Consider the following 12,495-nt stretch of genomic DNA (forward strand, 5'->3'; position numbering starts at 1 on the left):
ACCATGCGCGTCGCACTCTTCGTCACCTGCGTCAATGACGCGGTGTACCCGGCCACCGGCATCGCGACGGTGAAGCTCCTGGAACGGCTCGGGGTCGAGGTCGACTTCCCGGCCGGGCAGACGTGCTGCGGGCAACCCCAGTTCAACACCGGCTACCGGCACGAGACCGAGCCCCTGGTGCGCCGGATGGGCCGGGTCTTCGAAGGCTACGACCACGTCGTCACCCCGTCCGGCTCCTGTGTGGCGATGATCCGCGACACCTATCCGCGCATCGGCCACCGGGCGGCCGCCGAGGGACGGGGCGACGAGCTGGGCCGGGTCGCGGAGTCACTCGTGCCGCGGGTGTACGAGCTGACGGAGTTCCTGGTCGACGTGCTGGGCGTCACCGACGTCGGCGCGTACTTCCCGCACACCGTCACCTACCATCCCTCCTGCCACGGGCTGCGCCTGCTGGGCCTGGGCGACCGGCCGCGCAGGCTCCTCGAAGCCGTCCGGGGCCTGGAGCTGCGGGAGCTGCCCGGCGCCGAGGAGTGCTGCGGCTTCGGCGGCACCTTCGCGGTCAAGAACCCGGACGTCTCCGCGGCGATGGGCACCGACAAGGTGCGCAACGCCGCCGCCACCGGCGCCGAGGTGCTGTGCGGCGCCGACAACTCCTGCCTCATGCACATCGGCGGCATCCTCCACCGGCAGGACGCCCCGCTGCGCGCCCTGCACATCGCCGAGATCCTCCTCAGCACGGAAGCGGAGCCCCACCTGTGAGCGGCACCTTCGTCGGCATGCCCGCGTTCCCGAAGGCCGCGCGCGACGCCGTGCGGGACACCACCCTGCGCGGCAATCTGCGGCACGCCACCCACACCATCCGCGACAAGCGCGCCAAGGCGGTCGCCGAACTCGCCGACTGGCAGCGGCTGCGCGAGGCGGGCAAGCGCATCAAGGACATGACGCTCCGTCACCTCGACGATCATCTGGTGCAGTTGGAGGCTTCGGTCACGGCCGCCGGGGGCACCGTGCACTGGGCCGCGGACGCGGAGGAGGCCAACCGGATCGTCACCAATCTGGTCAGGGCCACCGGTGAGACCGAGGTCGTCAAGGTCAAGTCGATGGCCACCCAGGAGATCGGCCTCAACGAGGCGCTCGCCGCCGAGGGCATCCACGCCTATGAGACCGACCTGGCCGAGCTGATCGTCCAGCTCGGTGACGACCGGCCTTCGCACATCCTGGTCCCGGCGATCCACCGCAACCGGGGCGAGATCCGCGACATCTTCCGGGAGAAGATGGCCAGTTGGGGCAGACCCGCCCCGGATGGGCTCACCGATACCCCGGCCGATCTCGCGGAAGCGGCCCGGCTCCATCTGCGCGAGAAGTTCCTGCGGGCGAAGGTCGGCATCTCCGGCGCCAACTTCATGGTCGCCGAGACCGGCACCCTGGTCGTCTTCGAGTCCGAGGGCAACGGCCGGATGTGCCTGACCCTGCCCGACACCCTGATCTCCGTCGTCGGCATCGAGAAGACCGTCCCCACCTGGCAGGACCTGGAAGTCTTCCTCCAGACCCTGCCGCGTTCCTCGACCGCCGAGCGCATGAACCCGTACACCAGCATGTGGACCGGCACGGCCGACGGCGACGGCCCCCGTACCTTCCACCTCGTCCTGCTCGACAACGGCCGCACCGACGCCCTCGCCGACGACGTCGGCCGTCAGGCGCTGCGCTGCATCCGCTGCTCGGCCTGCCTCAATGTGTGCCCGGTCTACGAGCGGGCCGGCGGCCACGCCTACGGCTCGGTCTATCCGGGCCCCATCGGCGCCATCCTCACCCCTCAACTCCGGGGCACCACAAGCGAGATCGACGCCTCGCTGCCGTACGCCTCCTCGCTGTGCGGGGCCTGCTACGAGGTGTGCCCGGTCGCCATCGACATCCCGGAGGTCCTGGTGCACCTCCGCGAGCGGGTCGCCGGCCAGGGCGGCCCGGGGCACCGCCTGGAGAGGGCCGCGATGAAGGCCGCCACCTGGGCCATGGACCACCCGGGCGTCATGGCGGCGGGGGAGCGGCTGGCCTCGCGGACCCGGGCACTGCACCCGAAGCGTCCCCCCGGGGCCACCGCCTGGACCGAGAGCCGTGACCTGCCCGAACTCCCCGAGGAACCCTTCCGCGACTGGTGGAGGAAGAACCGCGCATGAACGCCCGTGACCGCATCCTGGCCCGCGTACGGGCCGCCGTGGAGGGCGCCCCCGAACCTCCGGCGGTCGTCCGCGACTACCTGGTGAGCCACACCCCCGACGACCCGGCGGCCGTCCTCGACCTGCTGTACGAGAACCTCGCCGACTACCGCGCCCGCGTGCACCGCACGGACACGGCAGGCGTCGGCGCCCTCGTCGCCGCACTGCTCGGCGCTCGCGGGGCCACGAACGTCCTCGTGCCCGAGGGATTGCCGCCCCAGTGGCTGGCGGAGACCGATCGCGTGCGTATCGCGGACCGCCCGGAGTCCACCGCTGCGGAACTCGACGCCGTCGACAGCGTGATCACCGGCTGCGCACTCGCGATCGCCGAGACCGGCACCCTGGTCCTGGACGCCGGACCGGCCCAGGGGCGACGGCGCATCACGCTCGTGCCGGACCACCACATCTGCGTGGTGCGCGTGCCGGACCAGGTCGTCGCGTCCGTACCGCAGGCCATGGCGCGTCTGGATCCCGGCCGGCCGCTGACCTGGATCTCGGGGCCGTCGGCCACCAGCGACATCGAACTCGACCGGGTCGAGGGCGTGCACGGCCCCCGGACCCTGGACGTGATCCTGCTCAGCCCCTGAGCCGGGGCTCCTCCCGGCTCCTGAGTCCGGGCGCCTCGGCCGCCGCGTCGAGCGGCCCCGGCAGCCGCACGGTCAGCGCCCGCGCCCAGGCCGCGAGCCCGTCCAGATCGAGCCCGTACGTCGGCACGCCGGCCCCGGCCGCGTACCGGGCGAGGGAGTCCGTGCCCCGCTCCAGGAGGGCGGCGCCGCCCTTCGCGTTGCCGCGCGCGGCGTGCGTGAGGCCCACCGCGAGCTGGGCCAGGCCCCGCCACAGCGGTTCCTCCCGCGGCGGGCCCGACTTCCACGCGTCCTCGAAGACCTCGTGGGCGTGGAACGGCATTCCGGCGTCGAGGAGCCGCTGGGCCTCGGTCAGGGTCTGCTCGGGCGTGCGCGCCACGCCCTCCGGCTGCCGGGCCACCCCGTCGGCGCCGTAGGGCAGCGGCCGCCCGAGCCCGTCCCGGGGCCGGGCGTTGCGCGCGCGCCCCTCGTCATCACGATCACGTGCGGAACCGTCCATGCGCCGATTGTCCCCCGTTCCTGCCGCACCGCCGGAGTGCGGTATGGTTCTCATGCACGAGCGGCCGGGGGAAACCCCAGGTCAGACGGGCATCGGGACGTGGCGCAGCTTGGTAGCGCACTTGACTGGGGGTCAAGGGGTCGCAGGTTCAAATCCTGTCGTCCCGACTCGAAAGAGTCGCAGATCAGGGCCGGTATCGGAAGTCTCCGACACCGGCCCTCGTCGTTCCGCCGGCGAGCCCTCCGGTCACCCTTCGCACGAGGAGCCGACGCCACCTCGGCTCCGGTGGCTCAGGAGCTGCAAGGCGTCCGCGGAGCCGGGGTCATGGGGGGTGTAGACCTCAAGGCGGTGGTCGGGGCTGTCGGGCTGCAACCAGACCTGGTAGTCGACACTCGCGGCGCCCACGACGGTGTGCTGGATGTGCATGGTCCCCGTGGTGCAGTCGGCGACGTCCCGAGTGGCCCACATCGACGAGAAGTCGTCGCTGCGCATGGTGAGTTCGCCGATCAGTTCCGCCAGGCGCGCATCGGTGGGATAGCGCCCGGCGGTCAGCCGGAGGTAGGCGACGTGGGCGCGGGCCAGCGCGTGCCAGTTGCGGTACAGGTCACGCATGACCGGGTCGAGGAAGAACAGGCGCGGAATGGAAGGCCGGTGGTCCGGGTCGGCCGGTGTCTCGTAGGCGATGTGCTCGGCATGGAGTGCGTGCCCGCTGCGGTTCCACGCGAGCACGTCTCCGCGTCGGCCGAGGACGATCGCCGGTGTGGCCTCACCGAGCGAATCCAGCAGCGCGAGGACGCGCCGGTGGGGTTCTTCCGCGGGGGGTTCGCACAGCCGGGGCGTCGCCGAGTGCCGGGCCAGGTCGTGCAGGTGCGCGGTCTCGGCCGGGTCGAGCCGGAGCACCCGCGCGAGCGCGTCGAGCACCTGCCCGGACGCCGTCTCGGCCTGCCCCTGCTCCAGGCGGGTGTAGTAGCCGGCACTCATTCCGGCGAGTTGGGCGAGCTCTTCCCGTCGCAGCCCGGGAACACGGCGCCCCGTCCCATGCGTGCGCAGCCCGATCTCGGCCGGGGTGACCCGGTCGCGGCGGCTCTTCAAGAATGTTCCCAGGCTGTCCACAGCAAGAGCGTAAAGGGAACCGGTACGCGGCCGGCTATACCTGTCGGGTCTACCCACAGCGGGTCTGCCCACAGCCGGTGTACCCAGAGCGTGTCTACCCGGAGCAGGGGGATGGCTGCCGGGGCGGCCGTCACCCACGGTCGGGGGCATGTCGGAACAACGCACCCCCCATTCACCCGGTCCCCGCGCCTGGCTGGGCCTGCTGGTCGTGCTCGGGCCCGTCCTGCTGGTCTCCATGGACGGGTCGATCCTGTACTTGGCGATGCCCCGGGTAACGCGGGACCTCGCGCCAACGGCCGATCAGGCGCTGTGGATCCTGGACGTCTACGGCTTCGCGGTCGGCTCCCTGCTCATCGCGTTCGGCACCATCGGGGACCGGTACGGTCGGCTGAAGCTGCTGATGTCCGGGGCGACGGTCTTCGGCCTCGCCTCCGCCGGATCGGCGTTCGCGCCGAACGCGGAGCTCCTCATCGCCTCCCGTGCCCTGATGGGCGTGGCCGGCGCGACGCTCCTGCCGTCCGCACTGGCCGTGCTGAGCGAGCTGTTCGGCGATCCACGACGACGTGGGCAGGCCATCGGGATCTTCGCGGCCGCTTTCGCGGCAGGGTTCGCCATCGGCCCGGTGGCCGGCGGCATCCTCCTGGAACGGTACTGGTGGGGCTCGGTCTTCCTGATCAACCTGCCCGTCATAGCCCTGTTCCTGATCTTCGCGCCGGCCCTGCTGCGTGAGGTGAGGACGACCCGACCGGGCCGCATCGACCCGTTCAGCGTCGTGGCCTCCGCGGCCGGTCTCCTGGGCGTCGTCTACGGCCTCAAGTCCGCCGCGGCGCAAGGGATTTCGCTCCTCCCCGCTCTCGTGGGTCTGGGCGGGGCCGTGCTCCTGGCCCTGTTCGTACGTCGCCAGCGGCACATCGATCACCCGTTGATGGACTTCACCCTCTTCCGCGACCGGGTCTTCACCGTCGCGATCATCACCGGCCTGCTGCCCCTGGCGGCCTGGTCGGCAGCCGCGTACCTGTCAGGCGTCTACCTCCAGTCCGTTCTCGGTCTCGCCGTCCTGGAGGCGGCCCTCCTGGCCCTTCCGGGGGCGGCGGTGCTCACCGCCACCTGTGTCATCACGCCTCTCGTGGTCGATCGCATCGGCAAGCGCCCGACTCTCCTCGTCTGCCACTTCTCCATCGCGGCCGGGCTGCTGCTCCTGCTTCCCGCCACCACCACCGGCGGGATCGGCTGGTACATCGCCTCCACGTCGATCGCGGGTATCGGCTACGGGATCTCCTTCAGCGTCGTCGCCGACACAGCCGTTGGCGCCGTGCCCGCCGAACGAGCCGGGTCGGCCGGCGCGATCGCCGAGACCAGCAACGAGATCGGCAACGCCCTCGGGATCGCGCTCATCGGCTCCCTCGCGGCCCTGCTCTTCCGACTCCAAGGGCCCGGCCTCGCACCCACGCTCGACGAGACCCTCGACCTGCCCGGCCTCACGGCCCCGATGGCCGGCGACGCGAAGTCGGCCTTCGTGTCCGGCATGCACGTGGCGGTGGCCGCGGCCGGCCTCCTGCACGCCGCACTCGGGCTCCTGACACTGCGTCGGCTGCCCAGGGCCGCGTCCGAGCGGAAGGCCGCGGCCCCGGAGTCCGAGGGGGCCGTCGATCTCACCTTTCCCTCGTAGCCGGTAGGGCCGCGGATTGCTTCGCGCCGAGGATGACAGGACCGCGCGTGCGGTTCTCGGGGAGGAGGTCCGACGACCGGCGCGACGGACGCCGCGGTGCGAGGGTGCCTCGCCCCTCTGTCATGCAGGTGCGGACGCGGTCTCGTGCGCCGGCGTTTACCCGGGCCGCAACTGCCACTCCCGCTAAGGGAGTTGTCCGGCGATTTCTTTCCCTCCCGAGCGGACCTCACGCGCCGGCCGGCGAGCGTGGAACGCGCTCTCCGCCCGGCCGTTCCTCCCCGCCGGACCAGGCTCGGCGGTGTCGGGGGAGCGCTCACGGCCCGTTGATATCCTGACCAGACGGTACAATACGGACCGGCCGGTTCCGGGGAATCCGGTCCGATGCCCGGCGACCCACAGGAGACCTTGTCATGGCGCGACAGGAGCGTGCGATCCGGACGCGCAACGCGGTGCTCGAAGCCGCGGCCACGGTCTTCGCGGAGTACGGCTACGAGTCGGCCACCATCACGCAGATCCTCGACCGGGCCCAGGTGACCAAGGGCGCCCTGTACTTCCACTTCGCCTCCAAGGAGGACCTGGCGCGCGGTGTCCTGGAGCACGCGGTGACCGAGCCGCCGCCGGACCAGCCGGTCCGGGTCCAGTCGTTCGTCGACATGGGGCTCCTGCTCGCTCAGCGGCTCCCGCGCGAGCCCCTGCTGCGCGGTGCCGCCCGTATCGCGGCCGACCAGAGCGCCCAGCGGTTCTTCGGCCACCCCTGGCGGGACTGGGTGAAGTTGACGGAACATCAGCTGACGGTGGCGAAGGAGCAGGGCGAGGTGCTGCCGTACGTCGACCCGGAGCGGACCGCCGAGGCCATGGTCGCCGCGTTCACCGGGACCCAGCTCATGTCCCAGGCCGGCACCCGGATGTCCGATCTGGAGGAGCGGGTCTCCCTCCTCTACGACCTGGTGCTGCCCAGCATCGCGGTGCCGGGGGTGCTGGGCCGCATCGACACCTCGGCGCGGCGCGGCGCCCGCCTCTACGCCGAGTACCGGGCCGCCGCCGAGGCCGCGAGCGCGGGCGGCTGACACCCGCACCCCGGCTTGCGTCCCCGACTGCGCGCGTTCGGGGGCCGGGCCCCCACCCGGTCGGGATGTCGGGGGATCGGCGTGGGTGGCGGCGGGGGCTCCTTGGCCGGCGTGCGTCGACCGCGGTCCGGGGATTCCGGGGGCGTCCGTGTGGACGGCGTTGGCCGGATCTCGCCGACGCCGACGGGACTACGCCACAACTCCCGGGACGTGTGCGGGAGATGGGGCCGGCGGTGGCGTGGGGCGGCCTCCTGAGTGAACCAAGCCGGCGGAGCCGGCGCGACTGGTGCGTCACACGGAAAACCACCAGAGGACCGAGCCTGCTCTGGAGGATCAACCAAGAGGTGTATCGGCCATCTCTCCTTGCATCTACGATGCAGAAACTCGCATTCACCTGGTGAATGCGGATCCGGTGCCGCAGAACCGGCACCCGCACCAAGGAGCCACTCATGCACGTCGAAGACCTCCTGCGTCTCGAATCCCTGGATCTGGAACTGCTCTGGGGCGAGGAGCAGCAGCTCCTCCGGGAGATCACCGGGGTGACCGCCACCGACCTGGAGGACCCGACTCGTTTTCTGCGGCCGGGCGAGGTCGTGCTGAGCGGTCTCGTGTGGTGGGGTCCGGAGAAGGGGACCGAGAAGATCAGCCGTTTCGTCTCCGCGCTCGTGACCGCCGGAGCGGCCGCCCTCCTGGCCGGTGAGGAGACGCACGGCAGTGTGCCCGAGGAGCTGACCCGGTCCTGCCGGGAGAACGGCATCGCCCTGCTCGCCGTGCCCTCGCGCACCAATTTCCGGGCCATCACCGAGGCCGTCTACCTGCGCCAGTGGGGCGACCTCAGCCGGCGGCCCACCTCGCACCGCCACGCCCTGCCCGACAACGTCCGCAGCGAGCTCAGCGACCTCGTACGGGCCGGAGCCGAACCGGACGTCCTGCTGGACCGGGCCCTGGCCCATGTCGGTACGCCGGACTGCTACGTCCTGACCCCTACCGGGCGCACCGTGGCGCGCACCCCCGCGGCCCCGGCGATCCCCGCCCGGCGCGGCCGCGAGCTGCTGCGCCGGGCGCCCGCCGGCCTCACCCTGCTGATCGACACGGACAGTTCGCCGTACGACAGCTGGTATCTGCACCTCGCGGACGCGGCCGCCGTGCCTCCGCGTCTGCTGCACGAGACGGCGGACGTGCTCGCCGACCACCGCTACGGCCGGGACCGGGCGCGCAACGAGAGCCGGCGGCGGGCCGGCGAGCTGATCCGGCTCGTCGACGCACCCGCCGCCGACCTGCCCGCACTGAGCGGTGCCCTGACCGCCTGCGGCCTTTCCCCCGACGGCCCGTTCCACGTGGTCGCCGCCGCCACCCGTACCGACGGCGACCAGGGCGCCGCGGGCGACGCCCTGGCCGAAGCCCTCCGCCACACCCCCGGCCGGCCCTTCGCCCTCGGCCGCCTGCCGCACGGAGAAGTACTGGCCGTGGTCCAGGGCGGGACCGAAGTGGCCGTGGAATTGCGGGAGTTGTGGCGCCTGGTGCAGGCCTGCGAGCCGCTCGTCCCGCTCCATGTCGGCGTCGGTTCCCAGGTCGACGCGCCGGACCGGCTCAACTCCGGCCTGACCGGCGCCCGTTACGCGCTCGCCGCGGCCCGCTCGCAGGAGCCCGAGGGGGCCGGTGTGGCCGCCGTGGACGACCTGACCACGCTGGAGGGGCTGCTCGCGGGCATCCCCACCGACGTACGGGCCGTCTACCACGACAGGGTCCTCGGCCCGCTGGCCGACGACGCCCACACCTCCTCGCAGATGCTCAGGGAGACCCTGGAGTCCTTCCTCGCGCACAACGGGTCCTGGGCGCGCACGGCGGCCTCCCTGCATCTGCACGTCAACACGGTCCACTACCGCATCCAGCGGATCGAGGTCCTCACCGGCCGCGACCTCTCGCGCCTGGAGCACAAGCTGGACATGTACGCCGCACTGCGCTGCCGCTGAGCCGCTTCGGGGCCCCGGCGCGGGGCGGGGCGTCATGGAATGTGGCTGTATGGGTAGGGAGTGCCTGTTCGTGTGATGGCGCGGCCCGAGTGGGAAGGGGCACGGGATGGTGCAGGTGGCGGCCGGGGTGCTTGAGCCGAGTGGGCAGGGCTGGGCGCAGGCGGGCGAGTTCGGCCTGGCGTTCCTGCTGTCCGCGGCCATCGGCCTGGAGCGGGAGATCCGCCAGAAGGCCGCGGGGCTGCGGACGTACACCACGGTCGGCGTCGGCGCGGCCCTTTTCACCCTGGTCAGCAAGTACGGCTTCGGCGACGTCCTGCACGTCGGGACCATCGAGCTCGACCCGTCCCGGGTCACCGCGCAGATCGTGTCGGGGGTCGGCTTCATCGGCGCCGGGGTCATCTTCGTGCACCGGGGTTCGGTGCAGGGGCTCACCACGGCGGCGACGATCTGGCTGACGGCGGCCGTGGGCGCCGCGGCCGCGGCCGGGCTCCCGCTGCTCTCGATACTGGCGACGGCCGCGTACTTCGTCGCCGCCTACCTGGTGCGGCCGCTCGTCCATCGGCTGCCGCGGATGCGCTCGGTGGCCTCGACGTTCCGGATCGCGTACGAGCAGCGGCCGGGCCTGCTGCGCGAGCTGATGGAGCAGTGCGAGCGGGCCGGGTTCGGTGTCGCCGGGCTCCAGATGACGAGGGCGGGCGGCATCGGGGACCCGGCGGAGGTGCTGATCTCGGCGGTGGGCCGCGCCGACCCGGCTGTCCTCACCGCCCGGTTCGCCGATGTGGCCGGTGTGGTGGCGGTCACGCGGGGCGGCAACGAGGACGAGTGAGGCGCGCGGGCCCGCTCAGGCCGGGCTCGGCCCGTCGCGCAGTGCGGGGTCGCGACGGGTGGCGAGCAGGCCGAGCAGGACGGCGACCGTGATGGCCACCAGGTGCTCGCGGCCCGCGAGGTTGGGCTTGTGGACGGACCTGAGCACCGTCGGGGTGACCGCGCACAGGAACAGGACCGGGGCCCGCTTCACGGTGGCGATGTGGGCGAACAGCCCCACCACCGCGGCGGACGCCCCGGTGTCGATCACCTGGGCCGCGTCCGGCGGAAGCCCCCACCACCCGGGCCCCACCGCGATCATGACGCGCGCGCTGAGCGTGCCCGCCAGCGAGACCGCGTAGGCCACCGCGATGGTCCGGGCGCGGCCGAGCACCAGCTGGGCCAGCGCGATCCCGAGGAAGAGCACCGGGATGCCGGGCAGCGCGGGCATGTCACGGGCCGGGACGAACAGCGAGAGCGGCGTGCGCAGCAGCACGAGCGGGAGCGGGATGTCACCCCGGACGTGCGAGGTGAGCCGTATCAGCGTCGCCCCGGTCGAGCTCTGGTCCACGGCGTGCAGCGTCAGCACCGCGACGGCCGTGAACACCGCGAGGAGGACGCCGGAAAGGCCGCGCCGCACGAGGGTGCGTACGGGTTCGGCGACGATGACGCGGAACTCGCGGAGCAGTTGCTGCACGAGGAGACGTACGAACCGGTTGAGCCTGTGTTCGGCTCGCGGAGCCGGGCCGGCTGCGGGGACGACGACGGTGGGCCGAACCGGGGCCGGGGCCGGTTCTCGTCCGTCCGCCCGCTCCCGCGCTTCCGTGTCCCCGCGCACCTTCGACTCCCGGACCCGTCCCGGCCAGGGACTCCCCACCGGCCTTCGAAGGATCTTGCCATGGGGCGCGCGCGGCTCGGGGGCCGCCCCCTGACCCGTTCGACCGGGCTGCGGCACCTTGTCGTGAGCCCCCCCGTTCCGTCCGATACCGGAGCAGAGCGTCGGGCATGGCCCAAATCGATAATCAGGCCACTCGATGGGGTGAAAGGCGTATGAGGCATAACCCATCCGGCCCCATCGCCGTTGATGGCGGTGCGGGCGAGTAGTCCGTGACGAACTCCGGAAGGCAGGAAACCAATGAGACGGGTCGCCATGAAGGGCCTGGTCACGGCGGTGGCCACGGGCGGCGTACTGGCCGCGACCGGCTACGCCTACGCGGACTCGAACGCCGGCGGCAGCGCCGACTCCTCCCCGGGGGCACTGGCGGGCAACGCCGTACAGCTTCCCGTCGATCTTCCCGTCAACGTGTGCGGGAACACCGTGGACGTGCTCGGACTGCTCAACCCCAGCGCCGGCAACACCTGCGCCAACGCCTCGCACGCCCCCCACGGCGCCAAGGCCGGCTCCTCGCGCGCGGGCAACGGCGGCGGTGCCCGCGCATCCGGAAGCGGAAAGGATTCGCCCGGCGTTCTCGCGGGGAACGGCTTCCAGCTCCCCGTTGATCTCCCCGTCAACATCTCCGGGAACTCGGTCGGTGTCGTCGGCGTTCTGAACCCGTCCGTCGGCAACACCTCGACGAACGGCTCCACACCGCCGGTGCGCCACCACCCCGCCCCGCCGCCGGCCCCCGCCCCGCCGCCCGCGAAGCCCACCCCGCTGCCGGCGCCCCCCGCCGCCCCCGCGGTCCCCGCGCCGCAGGGGAAGGCCCTCGCCCACACCGGCGCCGACGGCATCGGATACGCGGTCCCCGCGTCCGCCGCGCTGCTGCTCGGCGGCGGTGTGCTCTACCGCCGGTTCCGCGGCGCCACGCGGTAACGCCCCGCGATCACTCGTGGCCCCGGTGCCGATGCCGGGGCCACAGCCGTGCCCGGCCGGGGCTCAGTGCGCGGCCGGGCAGTCGACCCGTACCTCCGGGCTCAAGTAGGTGTCGCTCGTGGAGAACAGCCCGCTGCCGTACTCGTAGTAGAGGTACGAGGAGAAGCCGAGGACCCGTCCGCACGCAGAGCCCGGGGCGACCCGGTACGTCAGGGTCACCGTGCGGCTCGCGCCGGGGGCCAGCGGGACGGCGTAGGAGAGGCCCGGCCGACCGGTGTCCTGGCAGGGGGACCCCGCCGCCTCGCAGGAGACCAGCGCGTACTTCAGGTCCGCCTGCCGTTCGGTGTCCCAGGTCGGGCGGACCGACTGGTAGACGAACCGGATCTCGGTCGACTGGGTGTTGGTGAGCGTCATGCTCAGCTCGACCGTGGAGCCGGGGGTGACCGCGGTCCTGTCCGTGCTGAAGGTCAGATCGGCGGTGTCGGCTTCGGCGGGGGTGCCCACGTAGAACAGCAGGGCTGCGGTACATGACAGGACCGCGGCGAGGCCGAGACCTGCGAGACGCGTCGTGTTCATGGCTTCGCAGACTAGAAGCTGCCCGGCCCGTCGGCGCCCCCCTCCACGGCATACGGCTCGAAACGCTCGGTGCCGTGATACCGGGCCGGAGGCCGTCACGGCTTCTCGGCGCTTCCGCTCGCCGCGTCAAAGAGCAGGTGGAACAAGCGGGTTGGAGCCGGAGAGCGGGAACTGGCGTGACGGT

At 72.3% G+C, this 12,495-nt stretch carries 12 protein-coding genes and 1 tRNA gene; 9 read left to right on the forward strand and 4 right to left on the reverse strand.

The genetic code is table 11. The annotated features are described in order from the left end of the window. Positions 1-3 precede the first annotated feature (3 nt). From ACFYNP_RS06515 to ACFYNP_RS06525, 3 genes are read left to right on the forward strand one after another with little or no spacing between them, the layout of a single operon-like run. Positions 4-759 carry a (Fe-S)-binding protein gene (locus ACFYNP_RS06515; RefSeq protein WP_388783190.1) on the forward strand — a complete coding sequence of 252 codons (756 nt, stop codon included), beginning with the start codon at positions 4-6 and terminating at the stop codon, positions 757-759. Then, entirely contained in the window at positions 756-2,174 is a 1,419-nt protein-coding gene (locus tag ACFYNP_RS06520; RefSeq protein ID WP_388783191.1) for a lactate utilization protein B, read from the forward strand. Before ACFYNP_RS06515 ends, ACFYNP_RS06520 begins: the two co-directional genes overlap by 4 nt. Beyond that, positions 2,171-2,800, forward strand: a complete 630-nt coding sequence (locus ACFYNP_RS06525) for a lactate utilization protein C (RefSeq protein ID WP_388783194.1) — start codon at positions 2,171-2,173, stop codon at positions 2,798-2,800. The genes ACFYNP_RS06520 and ACFYNP_RS06525 overlap by 4 nt, the downstream gene beginning before the upstream one ends. Here the strand turns inward: ACFYNP_RS06525 and ACFYNP_RS06530 are convergent. Beyond that, entirely contained in the window at positions 2,790-3,296 is a 507-nt protein-coding gene (locus tag ACFYNP_RS06530; RefSeq protein ID WP_388783197.1) for a DUF309 domain-containing protein, read from the reverse strand. The two genes, ACFYNP_RS06525 and ACFYNP_RS06530, sit on opposite strands and share 11 nt — an antisense overlap. Positions 3,297-3,389: 93 nt before the next feature. Between ACFYNP_RS06530 and ACFYNP_RS06535 the strand changes: the two genes are divergently transcribed. Further along, positions 3,390-3,463: transfer RNA gene (locus ACFYNP_RS06535), tRNA-Pro, on the forward strand. 79 nt (positions 3,464-3,542) lie between these two features. Here the strand turns inward: ACFYNP_RS06535 and ACFYNP_RS06540 are convergent. Continuing rightward, entirely contained in the window at positions 3,543-4,409 is an 867-nt protein-coding gene (locus ACFYNP_RS06540; protein WP_388783199.1) for a helix-turn-helix transcriptional regulator, read from the reverse strand. Between the two features lie 148 nt (positions 4,410-4,557). Between ACFYNP_RS06540 and ACFYNP_RS06545 the strand changes: the two genes are divergently transcribed. From ACFYNP_RS06545 to ACFYNP_RS06560, 4 genes are all read left to right on the forward strand, one after another. Further along, entirely contained in the window at positions 4,558-6,078 is a 1,521-nt protein-coding gene (locus ACFYNP_RS06545) for an MFS transporter (RefSeq protein WP_388783202.1), read from the forward strand. 410 nt (positions 6,079-6,488) lie between these two features. Beyond that, entirely contained in the window at positions 6,489-7,145 is a 657-nt protein-coding gene (locus ACFYNP_RS06550; RefSeq protein WP_388783205.1) for a ScbR family autoregulator-binding transcription factor, read from the forward strand. A gap of 449 nt (positions 7,146-7,594) precedes the next feature. Further along, positions 7,595-9,118: a helix-turn-helix domain-containing protein gene (locus ACFYNP_RS06555; RefSeq protein ID WP_388783207.1), complete on the forward strand. Its 1,524-nt coding sequence runs from the start codon at positions 7,595-7,597 to the stop codon at positions 9,116-9,118. 106 nt (positions 9,119-9,224) lie between these two features. Then, on the forward strand, positions 9,225-9,944 hold the full coding sequence (locus tag ACFYNP_RS06560) for an MgtC/SapB family protein (protein WP_388783209.1): 720 nt from the start codon (positions 9,225-9,227) through the stop codon (positions 9,942-9,944). A gap of 15 nt (positions 9,945-9,959) precedes the next feature. Here ACFYNP_RS06560 and ACFYNP_RS06565 read toward each other — a convergent pair whose 3' ends face one another. Then, positions 9,960-10,619 carry a hypothetical protein gene (locus ACFYNP_RS06565; RefSeq protein ID WP_388783212.1) on the reverse strand — a complete coding sequence of 220 codons (660 nt, stop codon included), beginning with the start codon at positions 10,617-10,619 and terminating at the stop codon, positions 9,960-9,962. A 438-nt stretch (positions 10,620-11,057) separates the two neighbouring features. On the opposite strand from ACFYNP_RS06565, the gene ACFYNP_RS06570 reads away from it, so the two are divergent. Further along, positions 11,058-11,735, forward strand: coding sequence for a chaplin (locus tag ACFYNP_RS06570; protein ID WP_388783215.1), 678 nt, complete (start codon positions 11,058-11,060; stop codon positions 11,733-11,735). A gap of 63 nt (positions 11,736-11,798) precedes the next feature. Here ACFYNP_RS06570 and ACFYNP_RS06575 read toward each other — a convergent pair whose 3' ends face one another. Further along, a complete protein-coding gene (locus ACFYNP_RS06575; RefSeq protein ID WP_388783218.1) occupies positions 11,799-12,311 on the reverse strand; it encodes a hypothetical protein in 513 nt (170 codons plus the stop codon). Positions 12,312-12,495 lie beyond the last annotated feature (184 nt).

The organism is Streptomyces sp. NPDC006691, assembly GCF_042869955.1.
Taxonomy (GTDB): domain Bacteria; phylum Actinomycetota; class Actinomycetes; order Streptomycetales; family Streptomycetaceae; genus Streptomyces.